15 protein-coding genes are annotated in these 17,003 nt (G+C 64.5%); 13 read left to right on the forward strand and 2 right to left on the reverse strand.

What is annotated here, in order from left to right:
• Positions 1-56: 56 nt before the first annotated feature.
• Together F4X08_15195 and F4X08_15200 are read right to left on the reverse strand one after the other, a co-directional pair.
• The gene (locus F4X08_15195) at positions 57-1,640 is read right to left on the reverse strand and encodes a hypothetical protein (GenBank protein MYD27144.1); all 1,584 of its coding nucleotides are present in this window, start codon (positions 1,638-1,640) and stop codon (positions 57-59) included.
• On the reverse strand, positions 1,469-2,359 hold the full coding sequence (locus F4X08_15200; GenBank protein MYD27145.1) for a glycosyltransferase: 891 nt from the start codon (positions 2,357-2,359) through the stop codon (positions 1,469-1,471). The genes F4X08_15195 and F4X08_15200 overlap by 172 nt, the downstream gene beginning before the upstream one ends.
• A gap of 297 nt (positions 2,360-2,656) precedes the next feature.
• On the opposite strand from F4X08_15200, the gene F4X08_15205 reads away from it, so the two are divergent.
• From F4X08_15205 to F4X08_15265, 13 genes are all read left to right on the forward strand, one after another.
• A complete protein-coding gene (locus F4X08_15205) occupies positions 2,657-3,634 on the forward strand; it encodes a bifunctional oligoribonuclease/PAP phosphatase NrnA (protein MYD27146.1) in 978 nt (325 codons plus the stop codon).
• A 160-nt stretch (positions 3,635-3,794) separates the two neighbouring features.
• Positions 3,795-4,616 (forward strand): 6-pyruvoyl tetrahydropterin synthase, encoded by an 822-nt coding sequence (locus F4X08_15210; protein MYD27147.1) that lies wholly within the window; start codon positions 3,795-3,797, stop codon positions 4,614-4,616.
• Between the two features lie 5 nt (positions 4,617-4,621).
• Positions 4,622-5,173, forward strand: a complete 552-nt coding sequence (gene folE, locus F4X08_15215) for a GTP cyclohydrolase I FolE (protein MYD27148.1) — start codon at positions 4,622-4,624, stop codon at positions 5,171-5,173.
• Between the two features lie 32 nt (positions 5,174-5,205).
• The gene (locus tag F4X08_15220; GenBank protein ID MYD27149.1) at positions 5,206-6,651 is read left to right on the forward strand and encodes an FAD-binding protein; all 1,446 of its coding nucleotides are present in this window, start codon (positions 5,206-5,208) and stop codon (positions 6,649-6,651) included.
• Positions 6,652-6,675: 24 nt separating this feature from the next.
• A complete protein-coding gene (locus F4X08_15225; protein MYD27150.1) occupies positions 6,676-8,133 on the forward strand; it encodes an FAD-binding oxidoreductase in 1,458 nt (485 codons plus the stop codon).
• 18 nt (positions 8,134-8,151) lie between these two features.
• Positions 8,152-9,411, forward strand: coding sequence for a DUF2088 domain-containing protein (locus F4X08_15230; GenBank protein ID MYD27151.1), 1,260 nt, complete (start codon positions 8,152-8,154; stop codon positions 9,409-9,411).
• 331 nt (positions 9,412-9,742) lie between these two features.
• Entirely contained in the window at positions 9,743-10,513 is a 771-nt protein-coding gene (locus tag F4X08_15235) for a sigma-70 family RNA polymerase sigma factor (protein MYD27152.1), read from the forward strand.
• A gap of 99 nt (positions 10,514-10,612) precedes the next feature.
• A complete protein-coding gene (locus F4X08_15240) occupies positions 10,613-11,539 on the forward strand; it encodes a M23 family metallopeptidase (protein MYD27153.1) in 927 nt (308 codons plus the stop codon).
• A gap of 160 nt (positions 11,540-11,699) precedes the next feature.
• Positions 11,700-12,578, forward strand: coding sequence for a M23 family metallopeptidase (locus F4X08_15245; GenBank protein MYD27154.1), 879 nt, complete (start codon positions 11,700-11,702; stop codon positions 12,576-12,578).
• Positions 12,579-12,773: 195 nt separating this feature from the next.
• On the forward strand, positions 12,774-13,478 hold the full coding sequence (locus F4X08_15250) for a hypothetical protein (protein MYD27155.1): 705 nt from the start codon (positions 12,774-12,776) through the stop codon (positions 13,476-13,478).
• An 87-nt stretch (positions 13,479-13,565) separates the two neighbouring features.
• Positions 13,566-14,975 carry a tRNA (N6-isopentenyl adenosine(37)-C2)-methylthiotransferase MiaB gene (gene miaB / locus F4X08_15255; GenBank protein ID MYD27156.1) on the forward strand — a complete coding sequence of 470 codons (1,410 nt, stop codon included), beginning with the start codon at positions 13,566-13,568 and terminating at the stop codon, positions 14,973-14,975.
• 252 nt (positions 14,976-15,227) lie between these two features.
• A complete protein-coding gene (locus tag F4X08_15260; GenBank protein MYD27157.1) occupies positions 15,228-15,836 on the forward strand; it encodes a superoxide dismutase in 609 nt (202 codons plus the stop codon).
• 14 nt (positions 15,837-15,850) lie between these two features.
• Complete coding sequence (locus tag F4X08_15265; GenBank protein MYD27158.1) at positions 15,851-16,978, forward strand: alcohol dehydrogenase catalytic domain-containing protein; 1,128 nt, start codon at positions 15,851-15,853, stop codon at positions 16,976-16,978.
• The last annotated feature ends 25 nt before the right edge of the window (positions 16,979-17,003 follow it).

Here is a 17,003-nt window from a genome sequence, read left to right on the forward strand (position 1 = left end):
TACAAGTATTATTATTTCCATAAGTTATAAGCCGGAAAAAGTTACAGGCCGAAAAGTTACAGGCCGGACCGCACGATGTGCGAGACGTCGGTGATACGGTTTCTTTCCACGCCCCGCGTGTCGATGCGGATTCGGTCCCGGCCGCAATCCACCAGCAGAGGCGGGGTTCCCTTCAACCACCGGTCCGCCAGGCCGACGGGATCGCCGCCAGGCGGGCGTATGGATACGGCGTAACCGGGCAAGCCGTCGGCGGGGAGGCGGTACGCCGTAAGATACGCCCGGCTTTCGACCACGTCACACGCGCCGCGGAGCCGGCCGTCTTCCGACAGGCGTTCGAACAGCAGGCGGACACGGGCGCCTACCTCTTCCCCGGTCGCGGCGAGCATGTGGGCCGCCGGATGGCACGCGAGGTCGCAGGAGCTATCGGCCAGTTCCGCCAGCCGGGCGACGAATCCCGCCCTCACGTGCCGGGAGGCCTGCGCCGCCGGCCAGGTGCCGTGCGCTCTCAGCCGCGCGATGACCTGTCGTGTCCCGATCAGCAGTCCGCAGGGCGGCCCGCCGATGAGGCCGCCTCCAGCCGCGATGATCAGTGGCGTGCCGGACCGCACGGCATCGGTGACCGAGCGCCTGGCCGCGAACGGGGCGGATGAGACCGGGCGCAACGTCGTATCGCCGGCCAGGTGAAGCACCGTGGCGCCGGATTCCGCTCCGGCCCGGACGATTTCCTCCGGGGCCGCTTCTTCGGTGAAACCTCGAAGGGCGCAGGTGGACGGACGGGCCGTGACGATCAGTGCGGTCCGGTCTCCCATCGCGCGTCCGTAGTCGGACAGGCGGGACTTGTTGGTTGCGCCGGTCTCGATCATCGTGGCGCCGGCGAGCGCGCAGAGCGACACCGGGTTCACGGGCCGATCCTCGTATGGCGCGTCGATCAATCCCGCCTGGCTGCGGCCGATGATCACTTCCGCCCGTCCCGCGAGCGCCCGGACCGCAAGGAGGAAGGCGTCGGCGACGGACCGGCAGACCAGTACGTCTTCGGCACCGGTCAAATCGCGCACGAGTCCGGCGGTACGGCCGTCTTCCTCGTAAGCCGCGAGGGTGAGGGCCAGCCTCGAGGCGCTCCCGGCGGCCGTTCCGGCGTAGGGTTCCCGCGCGAGCGGATGGAATACGATACCTGAAGCGTTGATCAGCACCCCGCCCGCCGAATGGGCTTCATCCTCCAGGCGCGTGGCGGCCCGCTCGGCGAAGCGCTCCGGCGCGAATCCGTCCTCTTGCGCGAATCCGTCCTCTGCATTCTCCGGGGGACGAAGCCGGATCCGCTCCCGCGCGTCGCGCAGCACCTTCCGGATCGCGGCGTCGATCTGCCCGTCCTCGAACCGGCCGCGCAGTGCCTCGATGCGGGATTCGCCCTGCACCAGGCGCACGGAAGGCAGACGGGCGAATTGACGCTGCAGGGCTTCCTGCCCGGCTTTCATTGGTCCCTCCCTTCCCGGCTCACCGCGGCGAGCGCGGTTTCCGTGCATCGGCCGGTCAGGTGGTCGCCGCCGGCGCGTAGCGCCCGTATTTCCCGGGCGAGCCGGTCCAGGTCGGCGGGACGGTCCACGTCGTGCCAGGACGGGAGTTCGTGGCTGGAAAAACCGCATGTCCGGATAGCCGCCCGGGTCTGCCGCAGCACGCGGCCGGTGCCCCAGTGGATGGATTCGAACAGTCGGTCGTACCGGTCGGAGGCGTTTTTCCGGCGTCTCTGACTGTCCGGCATGTCCGGGTCGCCTGGATCGCCCGGACTGCCGGGACCTCCTGGTCCGCCTGATGCGCCCGGACCGCCCAGTCCGATCAGGTAGTAGCCGCCATCATCGGCGGGACCGAGCACGACGTCGTGCCGGTCCAGTGCCTCGAATGCCTCTTCGACGTAAGCCGGGGGGAGGAGGGGGCTGTCACCGCCCAGCACGACGGTCTTTTCCCATCCGTCTTGCCGGAAGGCCGTGAAGGCGTTCGACAACCGTTCCCCGAGATGGCTGCCCCGCTGACGAAGCCAGTTCACATAGGGATCTCCCAGACAGCCCAGGGCGGATCCGAGTTCCGTCCGTCCGTCGTCGGGCGTCCAGGCCACGAAGAGGGAAGCGGCTGCGGTCCGCTGGGCCAGGTGCAGCGTGTCCAGGATGAAGGCGCGGTAGAGTTCCGCGGCCTCGTCCATCGTTACCCGCGGCGTCAACCGGGTTTTCACGGTCCCCGGTCTCGGGGCTTTCATGAACAGGACGAGGGCGTTCGACATGGGCGTGTGCAGATCGGGAGGCTGTGGGGAAGGCCTGGTCCGCCCGGTAGGCGGCAAGGCGTTGAGGCCGGGCGTTTTCCCGGATCCCATGCATACTACCGGCCGGCCGGCGGCGTGTCAATTAAAACACTTATTTATCAACCATTTAACCCGTTTCCGATCCGCTCAGGATCAACAATAAACCTTGACATGAAAGGCGGCTGAACTTTATTTTCAGCGTTTCCTACCGGCACGCCGGATCACCCGATTCGGCGGACCCAGGCGGAATCAACGGCTTGCCGTGCAGACCGAAGCCCGGCGAAGAGACGCTACGCGACACTGCGCGGACCGGCGTCCGGCGAAGAAGGGCTACGCGACGCCGAACGGACCGATCCATGGAAGATCGCCATGTGGGATGAAGTCAAGGCAGTCATCGCATCGAACCAGTCCTTCGTGATCTCCAGCCACGTCAATCCCGATGGGGATTCGATCGGATCGGCCCTGGGGGTATACGAGTGTCTGAAGGCGCTGGGGAAGGACGCCGTCGTCGCCATGAACGACGCCATTCCCGCCGCCTATACCTGGCTGGACCCCGACGAGGAAATCCTCGCGCCCGCTTCGGAGGATGAGTCAGAGTCGGGGCGCCTAGCCGCCGCGGACGTGGTCGTCATCGTGGACGCCAACGGCTGGGACCGGCTGGGGCGGTTGCGGAAGCCGCTGGAGGAATCGGCGGCGGTCAAGATCGTGATCGACCACCATCCCTACACTGAACTGATCACGCCTTTGTCGGTGATCGACACGAAGGCGTCCTCAACGGCTGAACTGATTTACGATCTGATCGACTCGATCGGCGCGCCGCTCACGTCGAGGGCGGCGGACGCGCTGTACACGGGCATCCTGACCGATACCGTGTCGTTCCGCTTCGCCAGGAGCGCGCCGTGCGCCCATATCGTCGCGGCCAAACTCCTCTCTACGGGCGTCGACCCGTCCCGGGTCTACGACCAGATCTACAACCGGAACACGGGCGCCCGTACCCGGCTCATGGGCCGCGCGCTCTCCGATATACAGTTTACCGGACATGACCGAGTCGCCTGGCTGACCGTTACGCGGTCCATGATAGAGGAAACCGGCGCCCGGTCGTCGGACACGAGCGGGTTCGTGGACGTAACCATGACCATCGCCGGCGTCGAGATCGGGATCATATTCGTGGAAGGCAAGGAAGGTACGGTCCAGATCAGCTTGCGGTCCCGGCCGGAAACCGACGTCAACCAGGTCGCCGTGGCCCTGGGCGGCGGTGGCCACAAGAACGCCGCGGGCGTAACGTACAACGGCACGCTTGAAGAAGCCGTCCGTACCGTGACGGAGGCGGCAGTCAAAGCGTTATGACTCATCGGCCGTCGCACGCCGACAGGGCAGTCAAAGCGTTATAACTCATCGGCCGTCGCACGCCGACAGGGCTGTCAAAGCGTTATAAACTGTCGACCGCCGCGCGCCGGCTGGGCAGTCAAAGCGTTGCAGAACGCCGGCCGTCGCATCCCACCGCATTATGCTCATTACGCGAAAAACCCGGTTCTCGGCGGCGCATCTGTGCCGCAACCCGGGGTGGACGGAGGCCAGGAACCGGCGGGTGTACGGCTCCTGCACCGTCGGCACGGGCCACGGTCACGACTACGAAGCCGAATTCACCTTCGGGGGGCCGGTCGATCCCCGGACCGGCGTGGTCCTGAACCTGACCGAGGTCAAGCGGCTGCTGCGCGCCGTGATCGAACCGCTGGACCTGAGCCACCTGAACCACGACCACGGCGCCCTGGAGGGTCCGGCGCCGACCAGCGAAAGGCTCGTCCGGTACCTCTGGCACGCGCTGGAAGGCGGTACCGGGCCGTGCGAACTCAAGCGCGTCCTGCTGCGCGAGAGCCGTACGAGAAACATCGCATACACCGGAGACGACAGCATGGTCCACGTCACGAGAAGCGTCGAGTTCAACGCCGCCCACCGCCTGCACAGTATAAGGTTGAGCGACGAAGAAAACGTGCGTATATTCGGTAAGTGCAACAATCCCCACGGCCACGGACACAACTATGAACTGGAGGTGACGGTCCGCGGCCCGGTGGACGAGAAGACCGGGACGGTCATCGACATGGGGCGTTTCGATGAGGTCCTGCAGAAGGAAGTCGTGGATCGCTACGACCATCGCCACCTGAACCGGGACCTGGAGGAATTCAGGACGGTCAATCCGACATCGGAGGAATTGCTCAGGGTGATCTGGAAGCGGCTTCTTCCATGCTTCGATACCCCTTCGCTCTACCGGATTCGCCTGGTGGAGACGTCCAAGAACGCTTTCGAATACTATGGCGAGGAGGACCGGTGACCACGATGGACCCGATCGAGGGATTGACGAGGTCGCTGCTAGCGGAGATCGGCGAGGACCCGGACCGGGACGGCCTCAGGCGCACGCCCCTGCGCGTGGCGCAGTCCCTGCGGTTTCTGACCCAGGGTTATGACAAAAGCATTGAAACCGTCCTGAACGGCGCTATCTATGAAGAGGATTGCGACGAGATGGTACTGGTGAAGGATATCGAGTTCTTTTCACTGTGCGAGCACCATATGCTGCCCTTCTTCGGCCAGTGCCATATCGCTTACATTCCCAACGGCAAGATCATCGGGCTGGGCAAGATCCCCCGCATCGTGGACGTCTTCGCAAGGCGGCTCCAGTTGCAGGAACGCCTGACCTTCCAGATCGCCCAGACCCTGCAGGCCTGTCTCGATCCCCTGGGGGTGGCCGTCGTCATGGAAGCCGGCCACCTCTGCATGATGATGCGCGGCGTGGAGAAACAGCACTCCAAGGCGACGACGAGCGCTATGCTCGGCGTGTTCAGGGATGATCGCAGCACCCGGATGGAATTCCTCGACCTGACACGGTCGTAGCGTTGGGGACTCAATACGCACGGAGGCGACCGATGAACAAAGACCAGCTCGTTGAACGGCTAGCGGCCGTGCTGGGCCGGGAGAACGTCATCGACGCGCCCGACCAGTTGATCGTCTACGAATGCGACGGGCTGACCATCGACCGGAACGTCCCGCACGCCGTCGTCTACCCCACCACGACGGAGGACGTCGCGGCCGTGGTCCGGATTCTCCATGAAGCGCGGATTCCCTTCGTTGCGCGCGGCGCGGGCACCGGCCTGAGCGGCGGGAGCCTGCCGCCCGACGGCGGGGTCATGATCGCGCTGACTAAAATGAACCGCATCGTGGAGGTCGACTTCCGCAACCAGCGGGCGCTGGTGGAAGCCGGCGTGGTCAACCTGCACCTGTCGAAAGAGACCGGTAAGCAGGGCTATCACTTCGTGCCGGACCCCTCGAGCCAGTACGCCTGCACCATCGGAGGCAACATCGCCGAGAATTCGGGCGGTCCCCACACCCTGAAGTACGGGGTTACGACCAACCACACCCTGGGCGTGGAAGTGGTCCTGCCGGACGGGCGGATCACCTGGTTCGGCGGCAAGGCGGAAGACGCCGTGGGTTACGACCTGCGCGGTCTGCTGATCGGATCCGAGGGCATGCTGGGCATCGTTACACGGGCGTGGGTCAAGCTGACCCGCCTGCCCCAGGCCTGGCGGACGTTCCTGGTGGTATTCGACCAGGTGGAAGACGCATCGCGCGCCGTCGCCGGCGTCGTGGCGCGCGGGATCGTACCTTCGGCCCTCGAGATGATCGACAAGGTCGCCATCGGCGCCATCGAGGCGGCCTACCAATTCGGATTTCCCCTGGATGCCGAAGCCGTGCTGATCATCGAACTCGAGGGTCACGAGGCGGGCCTGGACACCCAGGCCGAAGCGGTGGCCGAGGTCTGCCGGGAGAACCGGGCCAGCGATATCCGCACCGCGGAGGACGACAAGGAACGCGCCCTGCTGTGGATGAGCCGCAAGCGGGCCTTCGGCGCCATGGGGCGCCTGAGTCCCAGCTACTACGTGCAGGACGGCGTGGTACCGCGCACGAAGATCCCGGACATCATGCGGGTCATCCAGGCGACGGCCGGGAAATACGAACTGCTGATCGGCAATGTATTCCACGCAGGGGACGGCAACATCCATCCCTGTATCGCGTACGACGACCGGGACGAGGAACAGGCGCGGAAGACCGTGGAGGCCAGCAACGAGATACTGCGGGCCTGCGTCGACCTGGGCGGATCCATCACCGGGGAACACGGCATCGGATACGAAAAAGTCGACCTGATGCCCCTGATCTTCAATGAAACGGATATCGAGGCCATGGAGACGGTCAAGGCGGTGTTCGACGAGGAGAACCTCAGCAATCCCGGCAAGATGTTTCCCACGAACCGATCCTGCATCGGATGCGGAACGGCGGAGCTGAAATACACCAACCGCCAGGCGGCGCTGCTATAGACACGAAGGCACTCAGGTTCCCCCATGTCCGATGAGGTGCTGCACAGCAGGCTCGGATCCCTCGTGGACGGCTATGCCCCGGCGAGCCCGGAAGCGCTGGCCTCCCATGCCGTGGAAGGGGTCGTTCCCTCGGCCGTCGTGGCCCCGGGAAGCGTGGAATCGCTCGCGGCCACCGTGCAGATGGCTTCGGAACTGGGTTTCGCCGTCATCCCGCGGGGCGGCGGCACCAAGATAGACTTCGGCCATCCGCCCTCCCGCGCAGACATCGTGGTTTCCCTGGAACGACTGAACCGGATCGTCGCGCACGAGCCCGCGGACCAGACGGCCACGGTGGAGGCCGGCATTACCATGGCCGGACTGCAGGCCGGGCTGGGGAAACGGGGCCAGTATCTGCCGCTGGACCCGCCCCACGGCGACGCGGGGACGCTGGGCGGGGCGCTCGCCACCAATGCCTCGGGCGTGCTCAGGACTGCCTTCGGCACGGCCAGGGACCTGGTCATCGGCGCCCGGGTGGTTCAGGCGGACGGCACCGTCGTCCGGTCCGGGGGGCAGGTCGTCAAGAACGTGGCAGGTTACGACCTGAATAAGATGTACATCGGGTCGCTCGGCACGCTCGGCATCCTGGCGGAAGTGAACCTGAAGCTGCAGCCCCTGCCGGCGGCTGGCAGGCTCCTCATCGGGACCATGGCGGAGATCGGGGAGGCGGCCGAATGCGCCTTCCGGGTCATGGATTCGGAGGTCATGCCCTCCTTCCTGGAAGTGGCCAGTCCCGCCACCCGCTCTCTCCTCACCGGGGAGGCCGCCGGGCTCGGGGCCGGGTCCGGGGCGGACGGCAGCGGGGTCCGGACGGATGGCGTTGGGGCCGGGTCCCGATCATACAGCGGCGGGGACGGCGGCATCCGGGACAACCAGGACTTCGCCGTCGTCGCGGGAATGATCGGCACGGATGAGACGGTGGACTGGCAGGCCGGGGAATGCGAGCGGATCTTCCGGGATTCAGGGGCGGCCGCAGTTATGACCGTGGACGGAGACGGATACCGACGGGTGCTGGACGGGATGCGGGCTTTTCCAGGAGGCGGTCTCCTGCCCCAGGGCATGGGACCCGGGGTGACCTGCCGGGCCGGCGTTACGCCGGACGGGGTGGAAGCACTCTTCCGGCTGGCGGACGAAGGCTGCCGGCGCCTGTCCATCGGCTGCGGCCTGCTTTCTCATTTCGCGAGCGGTCACGTGGCCTTCGTCTTCTACCGGGACGGGACGTTCCCGGAATCAGATTACGATGGGTTGGCGAGCCTGTTCGAGACCCTGCGGAACGCTTCGGAAGAACAGGGCGTCTTCGTGGTGGAACACGCCCCCGCCGCCCTGAAGGAACGGGTCGGCGTCTGGGGTTCGACCCGCGGGAACCGGCACATCATGGAAATGCTCAAAAAACGTTTCGACCCGAAGGGCACGCTGAACCCTGGACGGTTCGTCGACGGCATCTGACTAAAGGGAGGACTCCACATGAAACTGCCCACATTCAGGGAGATACGCCAGCGGTTCGACGCGCCTTTTGTCGAGGACATCGCCGGAACGTCCGAAGGGGAGGTCGCTCGCATGATCGAGGAGACGGGCCTGCGCGCCGGGTCCACGGTGGCCGTCGCCACCGGCAGCCGGGGGATCGGCAACATCGCGGTCATCGTAAAGAGCGTGGTCGCCGCCCTGGCAAATGCCGGCCTGAAACCCTTCGTCGTGCCGGCCATGGGCAGCCACGGCGGGGCGACCTCGGAAGGTCAGCGCCGCGTACTGGAGAACTACGGCATCCACGAGGCGGCGACGGGGTGTCCCATCCGCTCCGACATCGAGCCGGCGAGTCTCGGAGAGACCGCGGACGGGCTTCCGGTCTACCTGGACCGAAACGCCCTCGGCGCCGACCACATCGTGGTGGTCAACCGTGTGAAACCCCATACGGACTTCAAAGGCTCGGTCGGCAGCGGCCTCATGAAGATGCTGGCCATCGGGCTGGGCAAGCAGAAAGGCGCCAGCTACTATCACGGCGCGGTTTTCGAATACGGGTTCGAACACATGATCTCGACCGTGTCGCAGCACGTGCTCGAGCACGCGCCCGTGGCCTTCGGGCTGGCCATTATCGAGAACGCCTACGACCAGACCGCGCACCTCATCGGCGTCCCGGCAGGTGTCCTGCAGCAGGAAGAACGCCGGCTGTTCCAGGAGGCGCAGCGCCTCATGCCCCGCCTGCCGTCCGACGACATCGACATCCTGATCGTCGACGAGATGGGCAAGAACATCAGCGGGACCGGAATGGACACGAACATCATCGGCCGGCGCATGCAGAATTTCGAGACTGAGCCCGCGAACCCGCGGATCCTGCGGATCATCGTCCGCGACCTGACGCCCGAGAGCGAGGGCAATGCCGTAGGCATCGGGCTGGCCGATTTCACCACCCGCCGCCTGGTGGACAAGATCAACCACCAGTATACCTACGTCAATTCCATCACGGGCATGAGTCCGCAGAAGTCCCGCATCCCCGTGTTCCTGGACACGGACCGCGAGGTCATCGAGGCCGCCTTCTCCACCATCGGCATGAAACCGCCCGGCGAGGGACGCGCCGTCCGCATACGGAACACGCTTTCCCTCGGTCGCGTCGAGGTTTCCGAGGCCCTGTCCGACGAGCTGGCCGGCCGGGACGACATCGAAATCACGGACCGCCGCGGTCCGTTGGAGTTCGACGAACAGGGCACCCTGGCGGCCCTGCCCGGCTGACGCGGTGACCCCTGCCTGGCTGACGCGGCGACCCCTGTCCGGCGGACGCGGTGACCCCTGCCGCCTGTTTTTTGTTGACAACTTTCCTATTTTATGTATGTTAGTAAACTTGCCGGTTTTTCGGCAGCGTGTGCCGGTCAGCCCGGGCCGTCCGGAACGTACGAACGGGCGGGAGATTCCGGTCAAGTGGGGACGAAAACGTCCCTGAAGTCAAACGGTTAAACAGGAGTTGTCACAGCACGTGAGTACAATAACTAAAACCCATTCGGCGGCGACGGAAGACCGGTCTCTCGACCTCTACCTGCAGGAAATCGGCAACGTGCCGCTTCTGATGGCCGAAGAAGAAACCGAACTGGCCCGGTCGGTCCGGGCCGGAGACCAGAAGGCGCTGGAGAAGCTTACGTCGTCCAATCTCCGGTTCGTGGTCAGCGTGGCCAAGCAATACCAGAACCAGGGCCTTTCCCTGTCCGACCTGATCAACGAAGGCAATATCGGGCTGATCAAGGCGGCCAAGCGGTTTGACGAGACCAAGGGCTTCAAGTTCATTTCCTACGCGGTCTGGTGGATCCGGCAGTCCATTCTCCAGGCGCTCGCCGAGCAGTCCCGCATCGTGCGGCTTCCGTTGAGCCGGGTCGGCACGCTCCACAAGATCGGCCGGCTTTCCAGTGAATTCGAGCAGGAGTTCGGGCGCGAGCCCAGCACCGAGGAGATCGCCGAGGAGCTGGACATGAATCCCGGCGACGTGAAAGACACGATGCGCATCGCGAGCCGTCACGTGTCGCTGGACGCGCCGCTCAAGACGGGTGAAGACAACCGGTTGCTGGACCTCATCGAGGACGACGACCAGGATGCGCCGGACGAGGCGCTCATGGTGGATGCGCTCAAAGATGAGATCTTCAGGGCGCTCGGGTCCCTGACCAAGCGGGAGGCGGCCGTGATCGCCTTGTATTACGGCATTAACATGGAAAGATCCTATACCCTCGAGGAGATCGGGACGCGGTTCAGTCTCACGAGGGAGCGCGTGCGCCAGATCAAGGAGAAGGCACTGCGCAGGCTTCGCCACGTCTCCAGGAGCCAGAAGCTCCGGGCTTATCTGAACTGATCGATCCCCATCTCCGGCGCGGCGGGATCCACCCCGGACACCCCGCCGCATATCCGCCCGCGGTAGCGCCGTACCGGCCGCCGGGGCGCGGAGAACGGCATGCTGCGACGAAAGTTCGTTTCATTCATACATTTACCGGCCAATGCCCGGGACGAATCCCGGGAGTACGGCCTCCTTCCGGTCCTGGCGGGTCTCGCCGTCCTGGTGCTTCTGATGGTGGCTGGATGGCATATCGGCGCGTCCTACCTGACGACCTTGTTGGACGACGGCGCCCTGACGGAACGGGAGCGAGAGAACAACCGTCTGCGGGAACAGTTGAGCGCCCTGCATGAGTTGGACGGTACGCTCGAATCGCGGATTGAGAATCTGTCGGAACGCGCGGCGGATATCGACAAGATCGTCCACGGGCCCGATGCACCCGATCCGCTTGCTCCGCATGGCCCGGTTGCCGGCGCCGAAGAATCCACACCGGCCCAGGCATCCGTCGAGTGGACACAATCGCCCGCCGCGGCCATAGACCGGATCGGCGGACGGATCGACCGGTTACTGGACGAAACCCGTGCGGAGCTGGCCAGCCTGCGGTCCGTCGAAGCGGCATCCAGGGCTGACGAGGCCTACTGGCGCGGAATCCCTATCATCTCGCCGGTGCAGGGACCGGTTTCGAGACCGTTCGGTACGACGCGTAACCTGCTGAGCGACGAGGTGCGCGTACACGGCGGACTGGACATCGCCGCGAACAAGGACGAGCCGGTGCGGGCCACGGCGTTCGGCGTGGTCTCACGGACCGGCGTGAACGCGAGTCTCGGCAGGTACGTGGACATCAACCATCAGAACGGGTACGTCACGCGTTACGGCCACCTCTCCCAAGTGCTGGTCGAACGCCGGAAACGGGTGGAACGCGGGGAGGTCATCGGGCTGGTCGGAATGACCGGAAAGACCAGCGGATACCACATACATTACGAGGTCCATCATGAAGGCCGCATCCTCGATCCGTCAACCTGGTTCTTCCCGGAAAGGGGCCTGTGAGCCGGCCTCCGGTTGACGGAAATTCCTCAAAAAAAGTTTGACACGAGGCGTGGTACGCTGCATTTTAAGTCACATATAGTCGCGATAAGTGGTTTAATCGCATAGACTAAGATTTGTCCGGCAACTATTTTGCCTGGCAATAGTTTCAGGAATTGAAGTTTTGATAAAACGCCGAATGCCGACCGGGCTGCTGGTCTTGCATTTCGGGGATAGAACGGTTCGGATATCCGGACTGCCAGTCGCCGTCATGCTGGGCACGCTGCTCATGGTAACGGGTGTCGTGTACGCCGGTGCGCGGTCATGGCTTGCCGAACACCGACACGGCAGCATGCACGAAGAGATCAGGATCCTGGAGCAGTCCAGCCAGTCGAACAAGGCCAGGCTGGAATCGCTCATCGCATCGGAAGAGACCGCCCGGCTCATCGCGGGACTTCCCAGCATCCATCCGGATATCCGCCAGGTGGGTGTGGGTGGACCGGCCCCGTCGCCGGATCCTGGATTCGCGCCCGATTCGCCCTATTACCGGGCTACCAGGCTGCACTCCGAGATGGAGAACTCCCGCCGCAGATCGAGTCTTTCGCTCAGGAGCATGGACGATATCGAGCAGCAGATCCGCGAGGTCGACGACCGTTGGCAGTTCGTTCCTTCGATCACTCCGGCGACCGGCGTGATTACCAGCCGGTACGGCCTGCGGACCGACCCCTTCACCGGTCTCTACACCATGCACCACGGGATCGATATCGCCGCGGCCCCCGGGACCCCGGTCAAGTCGCCGGCCGGCGGCGTCGTGGCCAGGACCGGCGTGGACCCCCGGTACGGCCTGTACCTCGACGTGGACCACCTGAACGGATACAAGACCCGCTTCGGCCATCTTTCCGCCATCCTGGTGAAGAAGGGCGAGGAACTGAAGCGCGGCGATATCATCGGACGGGTGGGCATGACGGGGAGAACCACCGGAAACCACCTGCACTACGAGGTCCATAAGGACCACAGGCGCGTCAATCCCATGCAGTACATCCGGTCGGAAAACGGCTGCTGATCCATTACGACCGCTAAGCATTACCGGAGGCAGGGACATTCTACATTCCCTGCCTTTTTCATATCTGTGCCGCAGCCGTCCTCCGTGCGTCTCCCCCATTACGCCGGCATTCCAGCCATACACCGAATACGGCTTGCTTCCGTCCTGGACTTCCATCGCGTGAGGGCCCGTTCGATGTTCAGACAGGATTACATCATGAGGACGATCCGCGTTTTCATCGATGCGCTGATCCTGTTGATCCGGGCGCGCCGCGACCAGGACTATCACCGCGCCCGATCGATTATCGCCCAGACCTGGGAGGACATCTTCGGCCTGTCGACGGCGTCCGTCATGGCGCTGTCGGAACGCACCCTGCTCTCCATGCTGATGAAACGGAGCGGAGGGGCCGTGGACACCGCCCTCATGGCCGCGCGCCTGTTCAAGGAGGACGGGACGCTGGCCCTGGCGGACGGGCAGGAGGAGGACGGCCGCCGACTGTACCTGAAGGCCCTCAACTGCTACCTGGAAATCGCCGTTGAGCCGTCCATCGGCACGGAGGACTTTCGGTGGATCAGCGAAGACATCAGCACCACCGGTCTCGTAACGGATCCCCACGAAGCGATCGGCGAGTTGCTCGGACTCCTCGAGAATGTTGAACTGCCCGTGTCGACTTCGATGCTGCTGTTCACCTACTACGAACGGTACGGCCGGTACGCCAGCGCCGAGGACATCCTGTTTCACGCCATGGACGATCACCCTGCCGAGCCCGAATTCGCCCGGCTCGGGATGGCGTTCTACGAAAGGCTCGAATCCGCGGAGGACGACCGCCTGGAACGGGGCGGACTGCCCCGCGACGAAGTCCGCGAAGGACGGGAACAACTCAGGCGCCGGATACATCGCGCAGGGTATGTTTTTGATTGACGGTACCTGGCCGGACTTATAGATTAGCGGAATCCAAAAAAACACGAAATCACACGGGGATGCATGGTGGCGGACAGCCTGGACAGCATGGAAAGCACGGACAGCTTGGACACCACGAACAGCACGGTAAGCACGGACAGCACGGTTCTCGAGCCGCCCGCGGCGCCTGCCGCGGCAGAGGCGAGGTCCCTGTACGTGGAGACCTACGGATGCCAGATGAACAAGGCGGATTCCGAGCTGATCGTGGGGCTGCTCGCCCGCGAGGGCTACCGGGTCACCGACCAGGTCGATCGGGCCGATGTGATCCTGGTGAATACCTGCGCCATCCGCGAGAACGCGGAGCAGCGGGTACTCGGGCGCATGTCCGAACTGAACCGTTTCAAGACGGCCAACCCCGACCTGATCCTGGGGCTCTGCGGGTGCATGTCCCAGCACCTCGGCGACCGGATCATCGAGCGCGCGCCCTACATCGATCTGGTCGCGGGACCCGACAGCTACCGGCGCCTTCCGGCCATGCTCCGTGCGCTGGACGCGGAAAGCGAACCAGCGCTGAGCCTGACCTGGGACCGTGCGGAGCACTATCTCGACATCGACCCCGTCAGGGAAGCCGGCGTAAACGGCTGGGTCACGATCATGCGCGGATGCGACAAGATGTGCTCCTTTTGCATCGTGCCCTTCGTGCGCGGCCGGGAGCGCAGCACGCCCCACGGCGAAGTGATCCGCCAGGTCGAGCGCCTTGCGGCGGAAGGCTACCGGGAAGTGACCCTGCTCGGGCAGACGGTAAACAAGTACCGGGACGGCGAGGTGGATTTCGCGGACCTGCTTTCCAGGACGGCGGAAGTCGACGGCATCGAGCGCATCCGGTTCACTTCGCCCCACCCGGCGCATTTCCCGGACCGGCTGATCGAGGTCATGGCGGCTTCTTCGAAAATCTGTCCCCATACGCACCTTCCGCTACAGTCCGGCTCACTGACGACCCTGTCCCGCATGCGCAGGGACTACACTCCGGAGGTGTTTCTCGACGTCGTCCGGCGGCTCAGGGAGCGCATTCCCCGGATCGCTTTGACGACGGATATCATCGTGGGCTTCTGCGGAGAGACCGAAGCGGAATACGAGGCGACCTGCGAGATGATGCGGACCGTGCGGTTCGACAGCGCCTTCATGTTCAAGTATTCCCCCAGGCCCGGGACCGCTTCCCACAAACGCCTGGCAGACGACGTGCCGGAAGAAGTGAAGGGCCGGCGCTTGACGGCCGTCATCGAGATGCAGAAGGCGATCTCCGAATCCCGGAACCGCGCGTACCGGGGAGAGACCGTGAACGTGCTTGTCGAAGGAACATCCAGGCGGGACGCCGACAAGCTCTTCGGCAAGACGGACGGTTTCAAGACCGTCGTGTTTCCGATGCGGGAGGGCATCGAATCCAACATGATCGTGCCCGTGCGCGTGAGCGGTTCAACGCCCTTCACGCTGTTCGGAGAGGTCATGGAACCGGCGTAGCAGCAGGCAAGCACAGGGAAAGGATTTGAAATGAAACCAACCAACCCGAAAATGCATTCGCTCCCCGAGGCGGATTCGAACCCGGAAGCGCATTCGTTTCCCGAAGCGGATTCGAACGCGGAAACGGAAAGTGTCGGCTCCGGCCTTTCGCGCCGGAGTTTCATCGGGAAAATAGCAGGCGGCGCCCTGGCCGGAATGGCCGGCACCGCGATTCTCAACAGTTGTGCGGATCCATCCCCAAAGGAGAGTACCATGTCATTCACGCTGCCCGATCTGCCCTATGCCCATGACGCGCTCGAGCCCCACATCGACGCGCGCACCATGGAAATACATCACGGTAAGCACCACAACACCTACATCACCAATCTGAACAACGCCCTGGCGGACCACGGCGACCTGGCCGGCAAGAGCCTGGACGAACTGCTGGCGGATAACTGCGCCATCGTGCCGGACGCCATCAAGACCGCCGTGCGCAACAATGGCGGCGGCCACGCCAACCACACGCAGTTCTGGACGATCATGAGCGGCAGCGGCGGCGGAAACCCCACGGGCAACCTGGCCGCGGCGATCGACAGTACCTTCGGCGGACTCGACGCCATGAAGGAGCAGTTCGCGGCAGCGGGCGCGACGCGCTTCGGTTCCGGCTGGGCCTGGCTCGCCAAGGACGGCGCGGGCAACCTCGAGGTCTACTCCACGGCCAACCAGGACAGCCCGATCATGGAAGGCAAGACGGCCATCCTGGGGCTGGACGTGTGGGAACACGCCTACTACCTGAACTACCAGAACCTGCGTCCCGCCTACATCGAGGCCTGGTGGAACGTGGTGGACTGGGCGGAAGCGGAACGACGCTTCAACGGCTAACCCCTGGAGGCTGAATGGCGCGAACGGGAAGAGCGGCGATCCTGAGCGGGGAAAGGGGCACGTTCACCGTCGGGGAGGCGGTGGTCCCCGACCCCGGTCCCGGAGAGGTGCTCGTAAGACAGTCCATGTGCGGCGTCTGTGGCACGGACGTGCACGTCTATCAAGGCCACGCGCGGCGCAAGGCCTTCCCGCTCGTGCTAGGCCATGAGATCGTGGGCGTCATCGAGAAGCTGGGATCGGGCGTCGACTCGGACGCTATGGAAAAGCCGGTCCGGGAGGGCGATCTCATCGCCATCATCCCGGGGCAGCAGTGCGGGACCTGCTATTTCTGCGCGGTGGTCCGGGAGCCCGGGCTCTGTCCGAATGTGCTGGCCTACGGATTCCGGCCCTACGCCGACGTCAAGCCCCACTTCCAGGGCGGGTACGCCGAGTACGTGCTGCTGAACATCCCCCGCAGCAAGTTCCTCAAGGTCCAGAGTCCGCCCGAGGTCGCGGTACTGCTCGAACCCTTCACCGTCGGCCTGCACTTCGCCGAAAAGGCCCAGATGAAACTCGGCTCCACCGCGGTCATCCAGGGCGCCGGCGCCATCGGATTGTTCAGCCTGGCCGCGGCCATCGAGGCCGGCGCGCACCGCACCATCGTGGTCGGGGCGCCCGCGTCGCGCCTGGAACTGGCGAAAGCCTTCGGCGCCGACGTGACCATCAACATCGAGGAAGTGCCGGACGCGCAGGATCGCATCGAAGCGGTCAAGGCGGAGACGCCGGGCGGTTACGGCGCCGACGTGGTCTTCGAGTGCACGGGCGTGCCGCCGGCCATCCCGGAGGGCGTGGAAATGCTGCGGCGGGGCGGGACCTACGTAGAAGGCGGTCATTTCACCGACGCCGGCGACGTTTCCATGAACCCCTTCAACCACTTCGTGTTCCGCCACATCACCCTCGTCGGGGTCTGGGCCAGCACCATCACGCATTTCGTGCGCGGCTTGCCCATCCTCGAATCGGGCCGCTATCCCTTCGAGGAAATGGTCTCCCACACCCTGCCGCTGAGCCGGGTCGGCGAGGCCATCGACGCGCTGTCGACCAATTACCGGCTCGACGGCGAAGAGGTCCGCAAGATCGCCATTTCGGGTGAAGTGGCCGGATAAAGGCTAAGCGTAGATAAAGGCGTAG

It is taken from the genome of Gemmatimonadota bacterium (assembly GCA_009841265.1).
GTDB lineage: Bacteria > JAAXHH01 > JAAXHH01 > JAAXHH01 > JAAXHH01 > JAAXHH01.

Bases quoted from the DNA above. Each gene is read 5' to 3' on its own strand.
- F4X08_15195 (MYD27144.1), bottom strand. From the start codon at position 1,640: ATGCGGTTTTTCCAGCCACGAACTCCCGTCCTGGCACGACGTGGACCG.
- F4X08_15200 (MYD27145.1), bottom strand. From the start codon at position 2,359: ATGGGATCCGGGAAAACGCCCGGCCTCAACGCCTTGCCGCCTACCGGG.
- F4X08_15205 (MYD27146.1), top strand. From the start codon at position 2,657: ATGTGGGATGAAGTCAAGGCAGTCATCGCATCGAACCAGTCCTTCGTG.
- F4X08_15210 (MYD27147.1), top strand. From the start codon at position 3,795: ATGCTCATTACGCGAAAAACCCGGTTCTCGGCGGCGCATCTGTGCCGC.
- folE (MYD27148.1), top strand. From the start codon at position 4,622: ATGGACCCGATCGAGGGATTGACGAGGTCGCTGCTAGCGGAGATCGGC.
- F4X08_15220 (MYD27149.1), top strand. From the start codon at position 5,206: ATGAACAAAGACCAGCTCGTTGAACGGCTAGCGGCCGTGCTGGGCCGG.
- F4X08_15225 (MYD27150.1), top strand. From the start codon at position 6,676: ATGTCCGATGAGGTGCTGCACAGCAGGCTCGGATCCCTCGTGGACGGC.
- F4X08_15230 (MYD27151.1), top strand. From the start codon at position 8,152: ATGAAACTGCCCACATTCAGGGAGATACGCCAGCGGTTCGACGCGCCT.
- F4X08_15235 (MYD27152.1), top strand. From the start codon at position 9,743: ATGGCCGAAGAAGAAACCGAACTGGCCCGGTCGGTCCGGGCCGGAGAC.
- F4X08_15240 (MYD27153.1), top strand. From the start codon at position 10,613: ATGCTGCGACGAAAGTTCGTTTCATTCATACATTTACCGGCCAATGCC.
- F4X08_15250 (MYD27155.1), top strand. From the start codon at position 12,774: ATGAGGACGATCCGCGTTTTCATCGATGCGCTGATCCTGTTGATCCGG.
- miaB (MYD27156.1), top strand. From the start codon at position 13,566: ATGGAAAGCACGGACAGCTTGGACACCACGAACAGCACGGTAAGCACG.
- F4X08_15260 (MYD27157.1), top strand. From the start codon at position 15,228: ATGTCATTCACGCTGCCCGATCTGCCCTATGCCCATGACGCGCTCGAG.
- F4X08_15265 (MYD27158.1), top strand. From the start codon at position 15,851: ATGGCGCGAACGGGAAGAGCGGCGATCCTGAGCGGGGAAAGGGGCACG.